The 21,030-nt window shown below is 36.1% G+C and carries 26 protein-coding genes; 19 read left to right on the top strand and 7 right to left on the bottom strand.

What is annotated here, in order from left to right; translation table 11 throughout:
- Positions 1-235: 235 nt before the first annotated feature.
- Complete coding sequence (locus ACFX4W_RS21565) at positions 236-2,170, bottom strand: ABC-F family ATP-binding cassette domain-containing protein (protein ID WP_280560711.1); 1,935 nt, start codon at positions 2,168-2,170, stop codon at positions 236-238.
- A 458-nt stretch (positions 2,171-2,628) separates the two neighbouring features.
- Between ACFX4W_RS21565 and ACFX4W_RS21560 the strand changes: the two genes are divergently transcribed.
- Genes ACFX4W_RS21560 through tatC form a run of 3 tightly spaced genes read left to right on the top strand, consistent with a single transcriptional unit; the run spans position 2,629 to position 4,277 of the window.
- A complete protein-coding gene (locus ACFX4W_RS21560; RefSeq protein ID WP_013055021.1) occupies positions 2,629-3,267 on the top strand; it encodes a redox-sensing transcriptional repressor Rex in 639 nt (212 codons plus the stop codon).
- A gap of 53 nt (positions 3,268-3,320) precedes the next feature.
- The gene (gene tatA, locus ACFX4W_RS21555) at positions 3,321-3,506 is read left to right on the top strand and encodes a twin-arginine translocase TatA/TatE family subunit (RefSeq protein ID WP_013055022.1); all 186 of its coding nucleotides are present in this window, start codon (positions 3,321-3,323) and stop codon (positions 3,504-3,506) included.
- Positions 3,507-3,521: 15 nt separating this feature from the next.
- A complete protein-coding gene (gene tatC / locus ACFX4W_RS21550) occupies positions 3,522-4,277 on the top strand; it encodes a twin-arginine translocase subunit TatC (RefSeq protein ID WP_013055023.1) in 756 nt (251 codons plus the stop codon).
- A 25-nt stretch (positions 4,278-4,302) separates the two neighbouring features.
- Here tatC and ACFX4W_RS21545 read toward each other — a convergent pair whose 3' ends face one another.
- On the bottom strand, positions 4,303-4,530 hold the full coding sequence (locus tag ACFX4W_RS21545; RefSeq protein ID WP_043977171.1) for a YdiK family protein: 228 nt from the start codon (positions 4,528-4,530) through the stop codon (positions 4,303-4,305).
- A complete protein-coding gene (locus ACFX4W_RS21540; RefSeq protein ID WP_043977169.1) occupies positions 4,527-5,255 on the bottom strand; it encodes a CPBP family intramembrane glutamic endopeptidase in 729 nt (242 codons plus the stop codon). Before ACFX4W_RS21540 ends, ACFX4W_RS21545 begins: the two co-directional genes overlap by 4 nt.
- A 299-nt stretch (positions 5,256-5,554) precedes the next feature.
- Here ACFX4W_RS21540 and groES point away from each other — a divergent pair, with 299 nt between their 5' ends.
- The 3 genes from groES (at position 5,555) to ACFX4W_RS21525 (ending at position 7,877) form a co-directional block, all read left to right on the top strand.
- On the top strand, positions 5,555-5,839 hold the full coding sequence (gene groES, locus ACFX4W_RS21535; RefSeq protein ID WP_013055026.1) for a co-chaperone GroES: 285 nt from the start codon (positions 5,555-5,557) through the stop codon (positions 5,837-5,839).
- Between the two features lie 67 nt (positions 5,840-5,906).
- Complete coding sequence (gene groL / locus ACFX4W_RS21530; protein ID WP_377560052.1) at positions 5,907-7,550, top strand: chaperonin GroEL; 1,644 nt, start codon at positions 5,907-5,909, stop codon at positions 7,548-7,550.
- A gap of 123 nt (positions 7,551-7,673) precedes the next feature.
- Entirely contained in the window at positions 7,674-7,877 is a 204-nt protein-coding gene (locus tag ACFX4W_RS21525) for a hypothetical protein (protein ID WP_043979244.1), read from the top strand.
- Between the two features lie 593 nt (positions 7,878-8,470).
- On the opposite strand, the gene ACFX4W_RS21520 is transcribed toward ACFX4W_RS21525, so the two are convergent.
- Positions 8,471-8,653: an aspartyl-phosphate phosphatase Spo0E family protein gene (locus tag ACFX4W_RS21520; RefSeq protein ID WP_043979242.1), complete on the bottom strand. Its 183-nt coding sequence runs from the start codon at positions 8,651-8,653 to the stop codon at positions 8,471-8,473.
- A gap of 612 nt (positions 8,654-9,265) precedes the next feature.
- On the opposite strand from ACFX4W_RS21520, the gene ACFX4W_RS21515 reads away from it, so the two are divergent.
- Together ACFX4W_RS21515 and ACFX4W_RS21510 are read left to right on the top strand one after the other, a co-directional pair.
- Entirely contained in the window at positions 9,266-10,879 is a 1,614-nt protein-coding gene (locus ACFX4W_RS21515; protein WP_237074713.1) for a C40 family peptidase, read from the top strand.
- A gap of 130 nt (positions 10,880-11,009) precedes the next feature.
- Positions 11,010-11,390, top strand: a complete 381-nt coding sequence (locus tag ACFX4W_RS21510) for a hypothetical protein (RefSeq protein ID WP_237074714.1) — start codon at positions 11,010-11,012, stop codon at positions 11,388-11,390.
- 544 nt (positions 11,391-11,934) lie between these two features.
- Here ACFX4W_RS21510 and ACFX4W_RS21505 read toward each other — a convergent pair.
- Complete coding sequence (locus ACFX4W_RS21505; protein ID WP_043979237.1) at positions 11,935-12,312, bottom strand: RidA family protein; 378 nt, start codon at positions 12,310-12,312, stop codon at positions 11,935-11,937.
- A gap of 44 nt (positions 12,313-12,356) precedes the next feature.
- Between ACFX4W_RS21505 and ACFX4W_RS21500 the strand changes: the two genes are divergently transcribed.
- The 7 genes from ACFX4W_RS21500 (at position 12,357) to ACFX4W_RS21470 (ending at position 16,057) form a co-directional block, all read left to right on the top strand.
- Positions 12,357-13,256, top strand: coding sequence for a DinB/UmuC family translesion DNA polymerase (locus tag ACFX4W_RS21500; RefSeq protein WP_237074715.1), 900 nt, complete (start codon positions 12,357-12,359; stop codon positions 13,254-13,256).
- 14 nt (positions 13,257-13,270) lie between these two features.
- Entirely contained in the window at positions 13,271-13,606 is a 336-nt protein-coding gene (locus ACFX4W_RS21495; protein WP_237074716.1) for a YolD-like family protein, read from the top strand.
- Between the two features lie 83 nt (positions 13,607-13,689).
- Positions 13,690-14,892: a macrolide family glycosyltransferase gene (locus ACFX4W_RS21490; protein WP_043979231.1), complete on the top strand. Its 1,203-nt coding sequence runs from the start codon at positions 13,690-13,692 to the stop codon at positions 14,890-14,892.
- Between the two features lie 18 nt (positions 14,893-14,910).
- Positions 14,911-15,120, top strand: a complete 210-nt coding sequence (locus ACFX4W_RS21485; protein WP_340448508.1) for a YolD-like family protein — start codon at positions 14,911-14,913, stop codon at positions 15,118-15,120.
- 51 nt (positions 15,121-15,171) lie between these two features.
- A complete protein-coding gene (locus ACFX4W_RS21480) occupies positions 15,172-15,321 on the top strand; it encodes a hypothetical protein (RefSeq protein ID WP_165575345.1) in 150 nt (49 codons plus the stop codon).
- A gap of 73 nt (positions 15,322-15,394) precedes the next feature.
- Complete coding sequence (locus tag ACFX4W_RS21475; RefSeq protein WP_471872888.1) at positions 15,395-15,571, top strand: DUF8096 family protein; 177 nt, start codon at positions 15,395-15,397, stop codon at positions 15,569-15,571.
- A gap of 27 nt (positions 15,572-15,598) precedes the next feature.
- Positions 15,599-16,057 carry an SMI1/KNR4 family protein gene (locus ACFX4W_RS21470; protein ID WP_043979228.1) on the top strand — a complete coding sequence of 153 codons (459 nt, stop codon included), beginning with the start codon at positions 15,599-15,601 and terminating at the stop codon, positions 16,055-16,057.
- A 244-nt stretch (positions 16,058-16,301) separates the two neighbouring features.
- Here the strand turns inward: ACFX4W_RS21470 and ACFX4W_RS21465 are convergent, their stop codons facing one another.
- Both ACFX4W_RS21465 and ACFX4W_RS21460 read right to left on the bottom strand, forming a co-directional pair.
- Entirely contained in the window at positions 16,302-16,862 is a 561-nt protein-coding gene (locus ACFX4W_RS21465; RefSeq protein ID WP_052500314.1) for a CBO0543 family protein, read from the bottom strand.
- A 415-nt stretch (positions 16,863-17,277) separates the two neighbouring features.
- The gene (locus ACFX4W_RS21460; RefSeq protein ID WP_029324137.1) at positions 17,278-17,616 is read right to left on the bottom strand and encodes a winged helix-turn-helix transcriptional regulator; all 339 of its coding nucleotides are present in this window, start codon (positions 17,614-17,616) and stop codon (positions 17,278-17,280) included.
- Between the two features lie 546 nt (positions 17,617-18,162).
- Here ACFX4W_RS21460 and ACFX4W_RS21455 point away from each other — a divergent pair.
- The 4 genes from ACFX4W_RS21455 (at position 18,163) to ACFX4W_RS21440 (ending at position 20,994) form a co-directional block, all read left to right on the top strand.
- Positions 18,163-18,774 (top strand): ester cyclase, encoded by a 612-nt coding sequence (locus ACFX4W_RS21455; protein WP_043979224.1) that lies wholly within the window; start codon positions 18,163-18,165, stop codon positions 18,772-18,774.
- A 50-nt stretch (positions 18,775-18,824) separates the two neighbouring features.
- Entirely contained in the window at positions 18,825-19,376 is a 552-nt protein-coding gene (locus ACFX4W_RS21450) for an NAD(P)H-dependent oxidoreductase (protein WP_043979221.1), read from the top strand.
- 32 nt (positions 19,377-19,408) lie between these two features.
- On the top strand, positions 19,409-20,122 hold the full coding sequence (locus ACFX4W_RS21445; protein ID WP_043979219.1) for an SDR family oxidoreductase: 714 nt from the start codon (positions 19,409-19,411) through the stop codon (positions 20,120-20,122).
- A gap of 272 nt (positions 20,123-20,394) precedes the next feature.
- Positions 20,395-20,994 (top strand): hypothetical protein, encoded by a 600-nt coding sequence (locus ACFX4W_RS21440; protein WP_043979217.1) that lies wholly within the window; start codon positions 20,395-20,397, stop codon positions 20,992-20,994.
- The last annotated feature ends 36 nt before the right edge of the window (positions 20,995-21,030 follow it).

Below are 21,030 nucleotides of genomic sequence, written 5' to 3'. Positions count from 1 at the left end.
TCTCATTCGTCTTTTTTGTGGATAAAAATGATTTATCAACAATATTCAATAAATTTAGAATTGACTGTGGATAATTATGTGGAAAAGTCCGTGCACTCAGTACACGGACATGTTATCAACAAGTTTTAATTATGAAAATCAGACAGATATCCACTATTTATTCACAGAGTGGATAAAGCTTGTCCTAAAGCGCACGAACAAGTAAATAGGGTGAATAAATACGAAAAAATATAGGCTATTCTTCTAGAAGCAGCTGTAATTCTTCCCACTCTTCCATTAATGTGGATAACTGTGAAGAAATTTTTTCATTTTCACCGTTTAATCTTGATACTTCTTCGTGGTTTTGATAAATTTCAGGATTACAAAGAAGTTCTTCATTCTCCGCTTGTGCGGCTTCTAATTTGTTTACTTCAGTTTCAATTTCTTCAATTCGGCGCGTTCGCTGCCTCATCAATTTCTTTTGTTCTTTATCTTGTTTATAAGACTGTTTATCTACTTTTACCGTACGTTCTTCGTTGGCTTTTATATTTTCTAATTCTTTGATTTCCTCTATTTCTGCTTTCTTTTCTACATAATAGTCATAATCTCCAAGAAATTCTTCTACTCCTTCAGGAGATAGCTCTGCTATTTTGTTTGCAATACGATTAATAAAATAACGGTCATGTGAAACAAATAATAGAGTCCCTGGGTAATCAATTAACGCATTCTCGAGTACTTGTTTGCTATCTAAATCAAGATGGTTAGTAGGTTCATCCAAAATTAAGAAATTAGCTTTTTGAAGCATAAGCTTCGCAAGAGCCAAACGTGCTTTTTCACCACCGCTAAGCGTCGAAACGATTTTCAGTACATCATCACCTGAAAACAGAAAATTTCCAAGCGCTGTACGAATTTCTTTTTCAGGTTTGGATGGGTAGTCATCCCAAAGCTCATTTAAAACAGTTTTATTAGATATTAAATTAGCTTGCTCTTGGTCGTAATAACCAACCATTACGTTTGAGCCAAAAGAAATGGTTCCAGTCTTGAAGCTTAGTTTATCCACAATACCTTTTAATAACGTAGATTTCCCAACTCCATTAGGGCCAACCAACGCAAGGCTTTCACCTTTTTTAATCCGAAGGTTTGCGTCTTGGACGACATATTTGTTTTCATCATATCCGATGGACACGTTTTCGAGATTTAAGACTTCATTTCCGCTTTGACGCTCAATTTCAAACGAAAAACTAGCTGATTTTTCGCCTTCGTTAGGTCGATTTATTAACTCCATTCGATCGAGCTGCTTACGTCTGCTTTGCGCACGTTTTGTAGTCGATGCGCGGGCGATGTTTCGCTGAATAAAATCATTCAGTTTTGCGACTTCATCTTGCTGCTTTTCGTACTGACGCAACTCTTTTTCATATCGCTCTGCTTTTTGTACAAGGTATTTAGAGTAGTTGCCCGTGTACTTGACCGTTGTTTTTTGTGTGACTTCATACACTTGATTTACGACCTTATCAAGGAAGTAACGATCGTGTGAAACAATTAAAATAGCTCCTTCATACCCTTGCAGAAACTGTTCCAGCCATGCTAAAGTTTCAATATCTAAGTGGTTGGTAGGCTCATCCAGAATAAGCAAGTCTGGCTTTGTTAAAAGCAGTTTTGCAAGAGCCAAGCGCGTTTTTTGTCCACCGCTCAAGGAGGAAATAGGGGTGCTATAGTCAAAGTTTGAGAAACGGAAACCGTGAAGAATAGATCGTGTATCCGCTTCATATTGATAGCCGCCTAAATCTTTGAACGTTACTTGAAGCTGATCGTACTCTTTGGTTAGTTTTTCGTATTGAACTGAATCATTAAAAATGTCTGGATCGCCCATCTTCGTTTCAAGCGTACGTAATTCTTTTTCCATCTTCTTTAACGGAGCAAAGACTGTCATCATTTCTTCCCATATGGAGAGTGTTGACTCAAGAACTGTATCTTGTCCCATATAATCAATGGAAACACCTTTAGGTTTAATAATTTCTCCGCTGTCATAAGAAAGCTGCTCAGCAATAATTTTTAATAAAGTTGATTTACCAGCACCGTTTCGTCCCACTAGGGCAATGCGGTCTTTTGATTGTACTTCTAACTTTATATTCGATAAAATGGGTTCTGCCCCATAGTATTTTGTAATACCGTTCAATTGTAGAATAATCATTTTTTCACCTCTAGTAGTATATCCATAGTGTATTTTAACATATTTTCAACTACAAGTTCTTCCTACAAGCGTTTGTAATTTGTAGAGGGACAAGAACAAATGATGAAGCGAATGTTTTGATTCATGAAATAAAATGATTTTACCTGCACATTTTATACAGGATACTATGTTAAAATAAGAGATAAGTGCATCTCTGAACTTATATATGATGGATGTAGAAAATCCGTCATGACTAACAAACGGATCCTTTGAAGGGCTAATTGCTTCGTTCTAGCTACCGACTTTAAGTATTCCTGGATAGACAAAAGGCGTCGGGGTGTGAAGCGGAGTATATATAAAACAAGAGAAAAGAGAGAGAATTGGAAGCGCTACCTCAAGGCGGTTGAGGCTTTGTGAAAGGTAATGCAATATGACTTGAAAATGTTAGTAATGACATACATGAACTGAGGGGGTACAACGTGAACACTGAACAATTAAAAATACCACAAGCAACGGCTAAACGATTGCCGCTTTATTATCGTTTTTTAAAAAACTTGCATGCTTCTGGTAAACAGCGTGTTTCGTCAGCGGAGTTAAGTGAGGCAGTGAAAGTTGATTCTGCTACTATTCGCCGGGATTTTTCTTACTTTGGAGCATTAGGGAAAAAGGGATACGGCTACAATGTGAATTATTTACTTACATTTTTCCGTAAAACGTTAGACCAAGATGAAGTAACGAAAGTAGCACTGATTGGCGTAGGGAATCTGGGAACGGCCTTTTTAAATTATAATTTTATTAAAAATAATAACACCAAAATTGAGTGCGCTTTTGATGTGATAGAAGATAAAGTCGGTACAAAAGTAGGCGACGTGCCGGTTTATCACCTTGACCAATTGGAAGATTATATGAGTGATGATATCTCAGTGGCGATTTTAACCGTTCCTGCCACTGTGGCTCAGCAAATTACCGATCGTTTAGTGAATTGCGGAATTAAAGGGATTCTAAACTTCACTCCTGCACGCTTAAACGTACCGGATGAGATTCGACTGCATCATATTGATCTGGCTGTAGAATTACAGTCGCTTGTCTACTTTTTGAAAAATTATCCTGTTGAATAAGATGGACTGTGTTACGATTTCCTTAAGTCTAAATTAATAAGGAGAGTGGGAATATGGGGATTGGAGCAGGCAGTTGGATTATTATTGCGATTGTAGCACTGCTTATTTTTGGACCGAAACGGTTACCGGAGCTAGGAAGATCAGTCGGGCAAACGCTTAGAGAGTTTAAGCATGCCGCTAGCGGTGCCTCAGAAGATCGTGAAAAAGATAAACAGCGTCAAGTAGATGACAAAGAGTAAAAGGGTGATCATAGTATGACCGAACAAGAAATGTCAATATATGATCATATAGGAGAGCTGCGAAAGCGCATTTTAATTGTTTTATTTTTCTTTGTCATTGCCACAATTGGCGGCTTTTTTATAGCGGATAAGGTTATTGTCTATTTACAGCATGCTGATGAGGCAAAAAATTTAACGATGAATGCATTTAGGCTAACAGATCCAGTTAAGATTTATATGCAGTTTGCTGTTATTATCGGCTGTGTACTTGCAGCTCCTGTTGCACTGTATCAACTTTGGGCATTTATTAGTCCTGGTTTATATGAAAAAGAGCGTAAGGTAACGCTTGGATATATTCCTGTTTCCATTTTTCTCTTTATCGGCGGTGTCTCTTTTTCTTATTTCGTGTTGTTTCCATTTGTCGTCGATTTTATGACGCGCGTTTCTGATGAGCTGAATGTAAACCAAGTGATTGGCATTAATGAATACTTTTCTTTTTTAATGCAGCTCACACTGCCTTTTGGCCTGTTGTTTCAGCTTCCTGTTGTCGTCATGTTTTTGACGCGATTAGGAATTATCACGCCTATGTTTTTATCTCAAATTCGAAAGTATGCCTATTTCGTACTGCTAGTTATTGCCGCACTTATTACACCACCAGAATTGCTCTCGCACATGATGGTGACAGTGCCGCTCTTAATTTTGTATGAAATCAGCATCATTATTTCCCGCATTTCGTATCGCAAAGTGTTAAAGGCAAGGGCAGAGCAAGAAAGAGAAGATGTTAGTATGTAAAAAAACCACTGAAACAGTGGTTTTTTTATTTAGATGAATCATCTTGATTTTTATATTGCTGCTGCAACTTTTTAATTTTATAGTGCAAGATAAAAATGCGCACCGCAAATCTGAAATCGAACGCGGCTACGAGTGCAAATAAGATCGTGGGGAAATTCCACACGGTTTCCTGAGCATTTTGAATAGCCAGGTAGGTGAATAAAACCCCCATAATAATATAAATAAACCCTCGTGTTAAAGGGATATTCTTCATAAAAACATGCCTCCAAAAATAAACTGCATTTGTTCTGCTTGCTTTTGCATTTCTATAATTTTATCTGCAAAAATAGTTTGAGATAAAATAACGACTGTATTCATCAACACGTGAGCAATAATGGGTACAATAATTAGTTTTGTTCTTGCATAAAGGAATGCAAATACAAATCCCATGGCTGTATACACGAGCAAATGTTTAAAATCCCAGTGTACGGCAGCAAAAATAAGGGAACTAATAAATGCAGAGACAAAGAAATTATATCGTTTGTGAAGAGAGCCGAAAATAATCTTTCGAAAAATAATCTCTTCTAGAATTGGTCCAATAACAGACGTAACGACAATTAGGAACGGCGTTGCTTTAACAAGATTAACAATATTTTGTGTGTTTTCAGATACTTGGGTAATGCCAAGAGCGTGCTCAATCATACCTGCTACAGCTTGACCAGCCATAGCCAGGAACACCCCAAGGACTGACCAGACCACAGTTACCGTTGTTCCCGCATGTTCTATACGCATGGACATGTCACGGCGCAGCAGCAGTAAGACAATAAGTAAACCAAGGATAAAGCTAATGATGGTCCAATAAGTCAAAAGCATGACATTCGCTGTTCGAACTGGATATTGATCAAACATTCCTGTTAATTTTAACAGCGGTATACCAACAACTCCTGAAAACTGCATAAGGATGTAGGTGAGGATAACATACCAATAACGTTTTTCCAATCTTCTATACTCCTTTAAAAGGTTTTTATGTATATATGTCGAAGAAGTACTGTAAAGTTAGTAATTTCTTCTTGCTCGTATTGTAACATACATATTATTGAACAGAGAAAAGAATGCTTTATTTCTCAAAATCGTCGAAATCTAAAACTATTATATGTAGTTTTCGTAAATTTTAAATTTTTTTTGTTTAATACTTGCAAAAAAAACCCACTTTGTTTTAATATAATAATTGTGTTAGCACTCGTTGAGGTTGAGTGCTAATAAAAATGCAAACATATTATTTGAGGAGGTTGTTTCACTTGTTAAAGCCATTAGGTGATCGCGTAGTGATTGAACTTGTAAAATCTGAGGAAAAAACAGCAAGCGGTATCGTGTTACCGGACAGTGCAAAAGAAAAGCCACAAGAGGGTAAAATTGTTGCTGTTGGTACAGGCCGAGTATTAGAAAGCGGTGAGCGTGTAGCTTTAGAAGTAGCTGCGGGCGATCGTATCATCTTCTCAAAATATGCGGGTACTGAAGTGAAATACGAAGGTACTGAATACTTAATTTTACGCGAAAGCGATATTTTAGCTGTAATCGGCTAATGTTAACCACAAACTTATCATACGTAAAAAATAGATTATTAAGAACATCTTGAGGAGGTCAAAGAACATGGCAAAAGACATTAAATTTAGCGAAGAAGCACGTCGCGCAATGCTACGTGGTGTAGATACATTAGCAAATGCTGTAAAAGTAACGCTTGGACCAAAAGGTCGTAACGTTGTATTAGAAAAGAAATTCGGTTCACCGCTTATTACAAATGACGGTGTAACAATTGCAAAAGAAATCGAATTAGAAGACGCATTTGAAAATATGGGTGCTAAATTAGTAGCCGAAGTTGCTAGCAAAACAAACGACGTTGCTGGTGACGGTACAACTACTGCAACAGTTTTAGCGCAAGCAATGATCAGAGAAGGTCTTAAAAACGTAACGGCTGGTGCTAACCCAATGGGTATCCGTAAAGGTATGGAAAAAGCAGTAGCTGTAGCGGTTGAAGAACTAAAAGCAATCTCTAAACCAATTCAAGGTAAAGATTCAATTGCTCAAGTAGCGGCTATCTCAGCAGCTGACGAAGAAGTAGGTCAATTAATTGCTGAAGCAATGGAGCGCGTTGGTAACGACGGCGTTATCACACTTGAAGAATCAAAAGGTTTCACAACTGAATTAGAAGTGGTAGAAGGTATGCAGTTTGACCGTGGGTATGCATCTCCTTACATGGTAACTGATTCAGATAAAATGGAAGCTGTATTAGATGATCCATACATCTTAATCACAGACAAAAAAATCGGTAACATTCAAGAAATCTTACCGGTATTAGAGCAAGTTGTTCAACAAGGCAAGCCTCTATTAATCATCGCTGAAGACGTAGAAGGCGAAGCTTTAGCAACATTAGTTGTGAACAAACTTCGTGGTACATTCACAGCTGTAGCTGTTAAAGCTCCTGGTTTCGGTGATCGTCGTAAAGCAATGCTACAAGACGTTGCGATCTTAACAGGCGGAGAAGTAATCACTGAAGAGCTTGGTCTTGACTTAAAAACAGCAAGCATCGATCAATTAGGTCGCGCTTCTAAAATTGTCGTAACAAAAGAAAATACAACAGTTGTAAACGGTGCAGGAAACGCAGAAGATATCCTAGCACGTGTAAACCAAATCAAAGCTCAGCTTGAAGAAACAACTTCAGAGTTTGACCGTGAAAAATTACAAGAGCGCTTAGCGAAACTTGCTGGTGGCGTAGCTGTAATTAAAGTTGGTGCGGCAACTGAAACTGAGTTAAAAGAACGTAAATTACGTATTGAAGATGCATTAAACTCTACGCGTGCTGCGGTTGAAGAAGGTATCGTAGCTGGTGGTGGTACTGCATTAGTAAATATCTATAATAAAGTAGCGAGCATCGAAGCTGACGGTGACACTGCTACAGGTATCAACATCGTATTACGTGCGATTGAAGAGCCTGTACGTCAAATCGCTCACAACGCTGGTTTAGAAGGATCAGTAATCGTTGAGCGTTTAAAAGGCGAAGCAGTTGGAACTGGATTCAACGCTGCAACTGGCGAGTGGGTAAATATGCTAGACACTGGTATCGTTGACCCAACAAAAGTAACGCGTTCAGCTCTTCAAAATGCTTCTTCTGTAGCGGCTATGTTCTTAACAACTGAAGCAGTTGTTGCTGACAAGCCAGAAGAAGGCGGTGCACCTGCAATGCCTGACATGGGCGGCATGGGTGGANGGATGGAGATCATCTTCGCGTCTAGATGAGTAGCGTTAGCTACACTGTAAGAAAGCGACTTCTTGTCGCACCATAATACCAATTATCGGTAGAAGTAAAACACATTTTAGATAAATATGATAAAATTGAGAAAACTAAACTTAGGGGTAAATATGAAAACAGATGATAAGAAAAAACAGATTCAACAAAAATATAAGGAAGAGCTTGAGAATAAGAGTGAGTCCAAGCATTATCCTAAGAAGTTGCTCATTTTTGCTGTAATTGTTGTTATCTTTTTTGTTTTTAGCTACTACTTTGGAATAAGACCTTTTCCAAAAAAAGAAGAACCTGAAATTATCAAACCAATAAGTGAATAAATAAAAGCCTCCTATATAGCTAGGAGGCTTTTATTTCATATCAATCATTACTTTAATTTAATATTATTGTTGTTTCTTTTTACTTCTTAATAAAACAACGATCCATATTAAAGCAATCGTATTAATTAATTCTAATAAATGGCTAATCCTAGCTAAAAATAAACTAATAACATTCCATAACATTTACTTTTCACAACCTTCTAATCCCAGCTTGATTTGTAACACTTTAAAATGTATGTATCGACTTTTCGCTATGAATACTATATACAACATCAGTTTACATAATTCCTCTTTCCGATACACAACCCAAAAAAGAAGCCTTGTCGCAGAACGGTTCCGCCGAGGGTTCTTTTTCCGGAGTATGCAGCTTTTTATACATCCTTGATGTAGCAACGTTCTCTAGCAAGGGTATTAGCAAAAGTGATGTATAAAAAGTGCACCTTTTATCCATATGCTTGTACGGTAAAATATAGTCTTTATGGAAAGAATATGTTACTATTTATCTAAAGTTATAGAGTTACCTTAAAAAGCAACCTCACTCCAATGCCATTAGAGAATGAGGTTGTTTTTACTCTTTTCATAAAAAACCAAAACTAATCAGTTGAAGTGATCTTTTCTAAGTGGTTTAACAATTGATCAACTAATTGACTGATTAGAATGGTATTATGACTAGTAAACCCTTCTTCTAACCCTACTTTAATCATAAGTTCTCTTGCTGCCTCTATATCTACAAGTAAAGCCTTTCTTAAAGTACCGTCATATCTATATCTCTGCAATTATGTAGTCACCTATCCCTCTAAGTTGTTAAATCTTTATTTAACAACAACTGGACTTCTACCGTATAACAATAATTGTTCTTGTAAAATGTAATTAAGAGCGTAGAATGCGGATTTTAGGGTTTGAACAGTTAAGTTTTTATACTTAATGCATAGTGTAAAAGTACACATTTTTAGTTACCATAATGAAGTTTATAATGATGCTAGAATTGATAAAAAAGGCTTTTCTCTATTAAGAGAAAAGCCTTTTTCTTAATGCCTATCAGTTTGTAAACTGATTTGATCACATATTCATTATTTAATGCGATGAGTTTTATAAGTTTACCTTCCAAGTTCTTGTTCGCCATCTTGATGTATCATTCGCTATATTTGCATGTATAAGCTCTTTTTTCATTTTTATTAGAAAGAACTAAATTAGTAAAAATGCATAACTAGAGGTTTAACTGCAACAAAACAAATACAACTATATAAAAAGCGTATCTCTGTGATAAAATAAAATTCTGTTTTATCTAGTAGATATTGGGTAACTAGACAAAAAACAGTTTTTTTAGATGTTTTATCCACTATCTAGTTACCAAAATAATAGTGAAGTAAAAAGAAAGGGTGAGAGATTTGCCAAAATGGTCGCATATATATATATTCCTAGGCGTTTTTTTTCTATCTGTTTTTCTTACTAATCCAGCGCTGGCAGATGAAGAACTAAGTATTTCGGAAACAGCTCAAAAATACTTGGGTGCTTCTTACCTTACAGACGGTCAAGAACCCAGTGAGGGATTCAGTACAGGTGGACTAGTTCAATATGTCTTTAAAGAAGCTAAAGGTGTAGAGTTACCTTTGTATCCAAGAGAACAATTCAAGCTTGGTATAGATGTGGACAAGGGGGATCTACAGCCTGGTGATCTCGTCTTTTTTAAAGGGGCAAATACGGATAATGTCACAAGTGTTGGCATTTACAATGGCAATAATGAAATGATTATTAGTTCTGTTTCAAAGGGCGTCATAAAGACTGAACTAACAGAGGGAGGCTACTACAATGATAAGTATATTGGTGCAAAACGCCTAGATACTGATAATATCTATCAGGTCGAATCTCCTCTTTTAAAAGAAGCAATGAAATATATAGGTGTAGACTATTCAGACAGTGGAAAGACACCTGATGAGGGCTTTAATTCTGCAGGATTTGTTCAGTATGTGTTTGAACAAGCCTTAAATCTTAAAATCCCAGATAATTCAAGTGAACAGTGGAGTTTAGGACAAAACATATCAAAGGAAAATCTTCAGCCTGGTGACGTTCTTTTCTTTAAAAATCTAGATACAGACTATATTACAACAACGTCTTTTTATCTAGGAAATGGGCAAATGATTTATAGTTCACCTTCAAAAGGCATTACCTTAGCTAATTTTGAGGATTCTTCTTATTGGAATGATCGTTTTTATGGAGCTAAACGAATAGAAGAAGTTGCAGATATTGATCGTGGAGATCCCTTAATCACCGAGGCTTTGAAGTATATAGGGGTACCTTATCTCGAAGGTGGAAAAACACCAAATGGATTCGATTGTTCTGGATTCACAAAATATGTGTATGAAAAAGCGATGGGAATTTACTTGCCAGGTGCACCTGAACAACAATGGGAGGTAGGTACACCTGTTGAAAAGAAGGATATTCAAGTAGGCGATCTAGTGTTCTTTCAAGATACGCATCGACCAGGTATATCCCACGTGGGAATATATGCAGGAAACAATCAAATGATACAAGCGTCAAGAACTGATACGGCACAGGTAAGAATCAATTACTTGTCCTATAATTTCTATACAGAAAAATTCGCTGGTATTAGACGTGTGAGAAATCTAATCATTCCTAAGAATATCCCAGTTGTTAAAGAAGCTACAGATCTTCTAAATGTTCCCTATCAATCAGGGGGGACATCACCCCAAGGGTTTGATACTGGTGGGTTTGTTCAATATGTTTATAAACAAGTAGGTATCAACTTACCTCGTTATGGGAAAGACATGCTTCAAAATGGAACAGAAGTGAAAGAGGAGGATTTACAACCAGGAGACCTCGTATTCTTTGAATCCACTAGCATCATCCCTGCCATCTATGTTGGAAATGGGCAAATTGCAGTGGTTTCGAGAAACGACGGAGTTCAAATTGTTAATTATAAAGTGAGCTCTTATTGGAACCCCATTTATTATGGTGCCAGACATATCAACATCGGAGAGTAAATTATTCTCATCATCGCTTTAACTATGTGATGATGAGAAGTTTTGGTTCTGGTGTAAAAATACTTTTTAGAAATATAAAGCGTCAATTTTGTCCTTAATTTAAAAACTATAAAGAAAGAGAAAGAGAATAATGGATAATTATAATGTATTTAGATTAAATTTGATCTTACGTACGGATAGTATGAGAACCTTGAAATTACTCGTGAATGATATAGTAACAGAGGACATAGACTACTTTTACAAACTTAAAAATCATGAAGGTTTTGTAAAAAGTTTAGAGCATCTGGTAAGTCAAAAATCTATATTGACTAAATCAAATCTCCTGCTATCTGATATGGAATATGTCTTTTTAAATGCAAATAATTATTTATATGATTCATACCTTCAATATTATCTTATTGATAAAATGCCAGAAATAAAGAAAGCGAAGATTATGAGGGTAGGTGAACTAAGAAAATTAATAGAAGAATATAATAAATTACATAAAGAATTACATAAAGAAAATTTTTGACTTCATTCCTTTAACGTTTGAAATGAAAGCAAACACACAGTCCGTAAAAGTATAACTTTACGGACTGTTCCGAGTATTAATTTTTGGAGACTATTCTTAATAAACTTAAGCCTAAATTTGTAATTCAGACATTGTATTCCTCAACATTATAAAGGCTAAAAGAATTATCTAGTTATCAAACTTACCCTTCATAAAACCAAGCTATGTATAGAAAAGATTACTGTGTAGAAATTTGAACAGTAGTTTTCCTTGTTTCTAGACTGTAAAACATATACGTTCTCATTACAAAAATAATTGTAATTATGGAATATAGACTATAGGTGTAAACTTTCTAGGCATCAAGAATTTACGAGTTGCTATAGTAAGATAAATCATTTGTTTTTTCCTCATTATTATAAATTGGCTCACTAAGTAATACTGTGCCAATTTATAATTCTTGTCAAATGGCTTTATCTTGTATTTTTAGTTATATAAAACATTCTTTCACTCAAGTATCCACTAGAGTAGAAAAGTGCTCTATCCACAAGATAATTTCCTATATTTGTTATCTCTTAGCGATCATCTCTATTTCAATTCGTGCACCCATAGGTAAAGAGGCCACGCCTATAGTTGTACGAGCTGGATATGGTGCAGAAAACCGCGAAGCATAAACTTCATTCATTTTCGCAAAATCATCCATATTTGTTAAAAATACATTCACTTTTTTTACATCCTCAGGAGTTAAACCTGAAGCTTCTAATACATTAAATAGATTCTTAAAACATTGCTCTGTTTGGTCTGCGATATCACCTTTCAAAAGTTTTTGTGTCTGTGAATCTATAGGAGTTTGACCAGATAAAAATATTAAATCTCCTGCTTCAACAGCATGAGAATATGGACCAACGGCCACAGCACCTTCGGAATTAAAGCATTTTCGTGTCATGCAGAACATCCCCCTTAGTAATTATCCTTACCATAATTAAATCAATGCATTTATTTGCCCGAACACCAGAGGAGCTAGCTCATCGAATACGTAATGAGATCTATCGTAAAACAAGACTGACAGCTACCGCAGGAATCGGTCCTAATCTCTTACTAGCTAAAGTCAGCTTAGATCATGAAGCAAAGCACAGCCCAACAGGGGTTGCTTATTGGCGATATGAGGATATTCCCTTTAAGTTATGGTGCATTCATCCAATGAAGGATTTCTGGGGGATCTCGTCAGCTACAGAAAGACGCTTAAATCGTTTAGGTATCCATACCATAAAAGAACTCGCTCTTTCTTCGAAGGAGATGTTACAAAAAGAATTTGGCATTATGGGCGAAGAATTACACCAACATGCGAATGGAATTGATTTTAGTCGTATTTCCGATGTGTACATCCCTAGTTCCCGTTCCTTTGGGAAAAGTCAGATTCTCTTTCGAGATAATACAAGCCGAAAAGAAGTGGAATTATTACTATTGGAGCTATTGGACGATGTTTGTTTTCGTTTACGCATGCATCAAGTGGTAGCTCAAACGATCCATTTATCCATTGGCTATAGCAAACAAACAGGTGGAGGCTTCTCAAGACAAAAGAAAATGGGGCGAGCTTCGAACTTAAGCCACGATATCTTTCCGTACTGCTTAACCATTTTACATACGTTTGATAGTGGCATGCCCATCCGTTCTATTGGGATTTCACTATCGGATACGAGCATTGAAGAAGAGGAGCAAATGAGCTTATTTGAGGATATCGATCAGCGTGAAAGAGCCTATGCTCTTGCCAAAACGATAGATGAAATTAGGCTGCGTTATGGGAAGAATAGTGTTCTGCGGGCTTCAAGCTATCTAGATCATTCAACAGCTCGTTATCGAAATGGTCTTATTGGCGGCCATAAAGCTTAAAGGAGGATGATATCATGAATAACCATAGAGGAATGAAAAAATGGCGCCCGTTTGCGAGTATGCCCGAACAATACCTAGGATTGCAGGAAGTTATAAACAAGCAAGCAGAGGTACCTCAACCTCTTTTAACAGAAGAACAAATGGAACATATTAATTTCACCTTGATTAAAGCCTTACATACAAATAAACAAGTTTATCTTACATACTACAAAAAGGGACAATGTATTACAGAAAAGGGATTCATCCAATTTGGTGATTCCCTGGGGAATTTGTTTGTTTTTATCGATGAAGTGTTTGAATTAAAGAACAAAATGAGGTTAAGTGAACTAATTGATGTTCGATTCGTTTAAAATTAAATTTAGTTTCATTATTTTAAGTTAAGTAAGAGTTTTCAGTGGAATCCAAATAATATTTAACTTGAGGAGGAGTTATATTGGCACGTGTTTTATTTATTAATGGTGGATCAGAAGGACATGTCAATCCAACCATTGGAGTTGTACAGGAGCTTATTTCGCGTGGAGAAGAGGTCGTATACTTTTCAATAGAAGAGTTTCAAGAACGTATTGAAAAGACGGGAGCTGATGTGAGAACATTTGACGGCCAAAAATTTTTAAAAGCTTTCATCTCAGGTGGAAGAAATTATTTGATTGAAAGAATTAACGGTCTTTTACATACAGCAGATATCGTTATACCTAGCGTTCTTGAACAGATACAGGGAGAACATTTTGATTACATCATTCACGATTCTATGTTTGGGTGCGGGCGTTTACTTTCTCAAATTCTAAATCTCCCGGCCATTAACTCATGTACATCTTTTGCTCAAACTGAAACATCGTTTAAAAAAATGTTCGAATATCTATCTCAAAATATTCCATTAGAACATGCTAACAGAATAAATGGTGAGTTTCAAAGCTTAACAAGAAAGATTAAAGAGAAATATGGGGTTGAAATCACTTCTCCTTACGAAGTTTTTTGTAATCCTGCACCACTTACTATTGTATATACAACGAGGGAATTTCAGCCTTCTGGAGAAATGTTTGATCAAACATACAAATTCGTAGGGCCATCTATTGCTACAATGGAACCACAAGGAAGCTTTGATTTTTCTGTATTAAAAGGAAAAGACGTTATTTACATTTCATTAGGTACTGTCTTTAATCAAGAGATTGATTTCTATAAACTTTGCTTTAAAGCTTTTGAGAACACTGACTATACCGTCGTTATGTCTATTGGTGAAAAAACTCAACTATCTGATTTAGGGAAAATCCCTAAAAACTTCATTGTGAAAAATTACGTTCCACAAACTGACGTGCTAAAGTACACGAAATTATTTATCACACATGGTGGAATGAATAGCACCAGTGAAGGTCTCTATTATGGGGTGCCACTTATTGTAATCCCACAGAGTGCAGATCAGCCAGTGATTGCTCAACAAGTTGAGCATCTTGAAGCTGGAATGAAGTTGCAAATGCAAAACTTAACTGTAAATCAACTATGTGAAACTGTGAATCATGTGTTGGAACATTCCTCTTTCCAGAAAGCCCTTACAGATATAAGAAAATCTTTTCAAAAATCAGGGGGATACCGTCAGGCTGTAAATGAGATTTTTAAATTTAACAGGAAATTTAATATTTAAATAGAGAGCATATAAGAAATGGAACAGATGAATTTCACCTTAATTGAAGCCTTACATACAAATAAACAAGTGTACCTTACCTATTATAAGAGAGGCCAATGCATAACAGAGATAGGATTCACTCAGTTTGTTGATTCTCTAGGGGATTTATTTATTTTCATCGATGACGTATTTGAGTTAAAGAATAAAATGAGGTTAAGCGAGCTCGTCGATGTTCCCTTGGCCTAGCTCCTGAAGAAATCGCGTACAGGAATCATTTATTTTGGTGGAGGTATATTCATGTGCAATTTTAGAGTATACACCTTACGTGACGGTTCGAAGAGAATCATTAAACTAAAAGAAGGAGAATCATTTCAACAGGAACTCCAAAGAGCAGGTATTCAAGAAACGCAAATTTTTCAGATGCAGCTAGTGGAGAAACCTGAGTAATTTTAACATGCCCCTTTTATATAGACATAAGTGTGTTAGTCTAATAAAAGCCAAATAGAAAAGAGTGATTAACCTGGAAGAAACAAAAGAGCAAGAAACAGATCTTGATAAAGTGTATGAATACGATGAATTTCCGGATAAAGTTAGTAGAAGATGCGATCACTGCAACTCAGCTTACTTCAAAAGTTCCGTAAAAGGTGGCGTTTTCTTACGTGAATGCAGGGAATGTGGCATGAAGAAAAGCATTTAGTTGGTAAGGGTTGAAAGGGATGGGGAAATGAGAGATATTTGGGATGATGGATACAGTCAATCAAAAAAATTAACAGAAGAAATGGTCAACCAAGCAGAAAAGAAGTTGGGTGTGAAGTTACCAAAATCCTATATTGAGTTATGTAAAATACAGAATGGGGGCAATTTAAAGTATTGTGACTATCCTACCTCTGTTCCAACAAATTGGGCAAACGATCATGTAAACGTTCCTGAAATTTATGGAATAGGAAAAGAAGGCATTTTATCCAGTGATTATTATATAGAAGAATGGGACTTACCTAAAGATATTGTTCTGCTATGTGGAGAGGGCCATTGGTGGGTTGCATTTGATTATCGGAATACAAAAGATACTCCTCCTATAATTTATATGGATCTAGAATGGGGAGAAGACACACTTATTTTGGAATTAGCTCCTGATTTCGAAACATTCGTAAATGGCTTATTTATTTATAAAAATGAAGAATGACTACATTTATACAATAAAAAGGAACTGGCAATCAATTGTCGGTTCTTTTTTATTGTTTTCGTATGATTTGATTCACCAAGCTCCCACTTATTCTCCTTTAGTCGTCGGAACCTCTTTGGACCTCGTCCATATTGAGGTATATATGACTCTGTCCCCTAGGAACGTTCTAAATGGTTTCATTATCCTTTATTCTCAGTGATTCAGAATCTTTAACATTATAAAGGGTATTTACACCTGTTAACAATCACTTAAGTGGTTTAGTGGCCTTACTGTTAACCAAATAATGAGCAATTAGATATATGACTATAAAAAACGGAAAAGACAAAATTGAATTCCATCCTGGATAATGATAATAACCTAACCAAAGAAACAAAGGTTCTGCTAAGAACGCTGTTATACTTGCAAAAATTAAAGCTTTAATAAACGGATTTGCCTTTGGTTTAATCTGTAAGAAAAACATTACTGTAACTGGCATCAGAGCAAAATCCCAGGGTATATAATCTGGCATTAATGGTATTAATTTATTATAGTATCTCCATAAGCCCATTGTCACCCCAACATAATCTAACCATGTAGAAATAAACATAGCCCAAAGTCCTCCCAATAATAAAATAGTTTTACTCTCTTTATTTCTAAAGATAAACCATACTATCCATGGGATAACAGTAAGAAATAATGATGTCCACCAACCAAAAGAAAAGACGATATTATCTGTCCAAATTTCCGTTAATTTATTATGAGCATCATCTAACATTCTATATTTTTCGTCAATTTGTGTTTTTATATTTTCTGAAGGACTGAACAATATGGAGGATCTTCCCTTCCTTTTAATTTTATAATAATCTTTTAGTTATAGTTCCCATTCCAGGATTGTTTATCCTTTTTAGACTAACCTGCCCATTCAGCGTTTTTTAACAATTAACTTTGCCTAAATGTTCTATGCCAAGGGCAATAGCCTGAATGTTTTTGTATTACATTCAACTCTAGTCGTTAGGACATCTTTTGCTCTTTTTATAAAAAAGATAAGCTAATAGGCCAAGCCCCACCATGTAAAAACCCATTACTTTTTACATAATTACCTACCCCTTACCTACTGCGATAAGGGTTTTATGTTATTAACTACGCATAGCTGGTTCGGTTGTTCTCCATAAATCAAATCATATCTAATATCGTTCATAATTGACGCACTCAAATTTAAAGAATGATCTATATTTAATCTCCTATAAATTTAATCCAAATCTCTTTAATTCAATGAAGATACTTTCCAATCGTTTCCCTTTTTCCGTTAACGTATATTCCACACGAGGAGGGACCTCTGGAAACACCTTTCTTTCCACTATCCCATGATTCTCCAGTTCCTTAAGGCGTAATGAAAGTGTTTTTGGACTAATTCCATCCATTGATTTCAACAAATCACGGAATCGCATCGTTCCTTCGATAAGCAGATCCCGAATAATTAAAAAGGTCCATTTAGTACCGATCACGTCAAGCGTTTTAGCAATGGGACAAGGCTCCCCTGATGTTCCTTTGGTTAGTACAACCGGCTCAATAGCACTCATCTGACACATCCTTCCTAAAAATTTTTTTGGCTAATTTTCCTTATCATATCACAATAGTATACTTTCAGAAACTTTATGAAATAAATATCACTACTTCCCTAAAGAAACTTACTATACATATAATATCGATGAGCCTATTATTCTAACCCTACATTGAGGAGGTGATCAAAGTTAGTGCGAGCAATCAACCAATCACACTGCCCTTATTGCTCATTACTCTCTTAATCAGTACTTTTGCTATTGGTACTACATATTTTGTCATCATTGATATTCTTCCAAATGTAGCAGAAGGTTTGAATGTTACCTTAGCGCAGCAAGGTTATTGGTTACGTCGTTCAGCTGGTCCCTGAATCGAGGAGAGGAAACGTATCCTACATTAGCTGAGCTTGAATAAATCTGCGTAACTGCAAATTATGTATAAACGTTTATTGATGGAGAGGCACTTTAGAAAAAAGCACAATATCTCATTCCCTTGGGGCTTTCATTGTAAGTCCACACTTAGGGAGAAAGATTCGCAACCTATATCAAAACATTTGAGGAGAAAACATGATGAGGTTACAAAAAAGAACGATTCGATCGATAGTTAGTATTACCATGGCTCTTGGGGTAACACTCATGAGCGCCGCATGTGCCAAGACCAATACTGACTATAAACCTGCTAAAACAGCTCATGCAGACATTCAACTATTAAAGGATTTACCTCAACCAAAATCGATGACAGTCGATCTGTCATTGAAACCAAAAGAAGCTACGGCCATGGTTCAAACCGCCCAGCGTTTTTATGGGTTCTGGAATACTGGAAATGAGGATCTTATTTCACAAGCCGTTGCCTCTAACTTCTTTGATAACACATTGCCGAAGGGAAGACCTCAAGGTCCGGAGGGATTGGCCTTCGCTTCTCGCAACTTTCGTAAAGCTGTTCCTGATTTACGCTGTACTATTGAGGATTTAGTGGTATCTGATAACAAGGCTACAGCCCGTCTCTCATTCACCGGGACATACAAGGGTGAGTTTATGGGGAGAACGCCAACAGGGAAGCCGGTTCATTTCTTTGCCATTGATATTTTGCATATCAGGAATGGGAAAATCGTTGAGGATTGGCACTTAGAGGATAATCTTACATTAATGCAACAGCTCGGAGTAGTGTCTGAAAATTAAAGATCAACGGATTTTTTAAAGATTACAGAATTAAAGGGGACGGAAAAAAATTGAAAAATATACTTGTTATTAACGGCCATCAGAAATATGGTTCAGCGAAAGGGACTTTGAACCAAACATTGATGAACAAAATGATCAGTTTGTTAAGTGAAAAGAACAATATTAAAACAACAAATATTCAAAATGGATATAAAGTCGAAGAAGAACACCAAAAGTTTTTATGGGCTGATATTATAATTTACCAAACACCTATCTATTGGTTCAGTGTCCCAGGCTTATTGAAGACGTATATGGATGAAGTTTATGCTTATGGTTTATTTTTTAAGGGTGCTGATCAATATGGAAGAGGTGGGTTATTGACCGAAAAGAAATATATGTTTTCGACTACCTGGAATGCTCCCGAACAAGCATTTAACAATCCAACTCAATTTTTTGAAGGGAACAGCTTAGAAGATACATTAAGCCATTTACATCGTGTACATAAATTCCTCGGAATGAAACCTTTAAAGAGTTTCACTTGTTATGATGTAATTAAAAATCCCAATATTGAAAAATTTATATTCGAACTTGATATACATCTGAAAGAAGTATTGGATCTTTAATCTATTAAGTAAAATCATGGGGAGGTAAAAGCATGTTAAAAGGTAAAAAAATTGTGATTATTGGTGGAAGCTCAGGGATTGGTTTTGAGTCAGCTAAACAAGTAATAGCTCAAGGAGCAGAAGTAATTATTGCTAGCCGTTCCAAAAATAAATTACAGAATGCAAAAGAGCAACTAGGGGCTAGGGCCACGGCTTTTACGCTAGATACAACTCAAGAACAGCAAGTTCAGTCTTTCTTTGAAAAAGTTGGCCAATTCGACCATCTTGTGGTGAGCGCCGCAGAAACATCCAGTGGGTCATTCCTAGACACCAATACAATCCAAGCTCGGCAATTGTTTGAAAACAAATTTTGGGGCCAATACTACGCAGCTAAATACGGAGCTCCAAAAGTTTTACCACACGGTTCGATCATTTTATTCTCTGGAGTGGTAGCCTACAAATCGATGGTTGGTTCGTCAATGCTAGGTGCAGTCAATGCCGCCGTTTCAAATTTAGCTCAGACCTTGGCATTAGAACTTGCTCCGATCCGAGTGAACATCATTTCACCCGGTATCATTGATACACCTTCCCGCAACAAAATGCCAGAAGAAATCCGTAACCATTTCTATGCTACGATGGGAAACAAACTTCCTGTGAAACGAATAGGAAGAGCTGAAGATGTTGCACAAAGCGTATTATACTTGCTCCAAAATAGTTTTGTGACTGGAACCGTTCTTCACGTGGAAGGCGGGCACATTTTATCTTAATAATTTGAAGAAGAATTAGAAAGAGCATATAGATATGGGGTGCACATTTTATACATCTTATCTTCAATTATCTGCAGAGAAAAACGCGTTCTATCAAGGATGTATAAAAAGAAACAGGACCTTATCTAGACCCCTTCTCCCAAGAGGATTCTTTTTAGCGATGTGTTCTGGGAGGTATTATGTAAACTGATTTTGTATATGGTATACAGTTGTTAATCCCGATAAAGGTATAATTAAAGAGTAACACTTTTCTTCTAAGGAGGGATGGCTGAATGATCGATAATAGATTATCTAAGATTAAGAATCATGAAGTGGATGATTCTTTGAGTGAACTTACTGACACAGACATTTTGTTGAATTTCCAACAAGCAATTACGAGCTTATACCCTCATCTAATTCCCATACATGCTCATGCTTATGATGCTTGGGACGATATTGTCATTCCATTGTTTTATGAAATGGTTTATAAGACGTTTACTTATAAATACGGTATTGAGATTGAGCCAAATGAAACACGCGCTTATATGTTTAGCTTAAGATGTTATGAAGGTATCCATCATATTGAATGCTTTCCAAAAATGATACCCTTTAAAGGCATACTGAATAACGATTATTTTGAGGTTAACGATAAGGAACTAAAAGGAAAAAGGCTTGTTTTCAAGTCTTTTGGAGATAGTGTTCACTATTTAACAACTGGTTTGGATACTGAAAATACTGATGCTATTAATTTTAAATTAGTTGAGGTAGACGTTATATGTTCTCAATCAAACAGGATTACAGATATTGATGGATGTACTACATTTTTTATCCATAAAGACGATGTAGAATTTATGTTTATTGCTGAGACTTTTAATCAAGACTTTCAGATATAAAGAGGAGCTAGAGCTCCTCTTTTTACTTCTTGGAAT

The sequence above is a fragment of the Priestia sp. YIM B13489 genome (genome assembly GCF_042787645.1).
Classification (GTDB): Bacteria; Bacillota; Bacilli; order Bacillales; family Bacillaceae_H; genus Priestia; species Priestia megaterium.
Note: the sequence above shows the minus strand (reverse complement) of the source record. Positions and strands in the feature narration are given on the sequence as shown.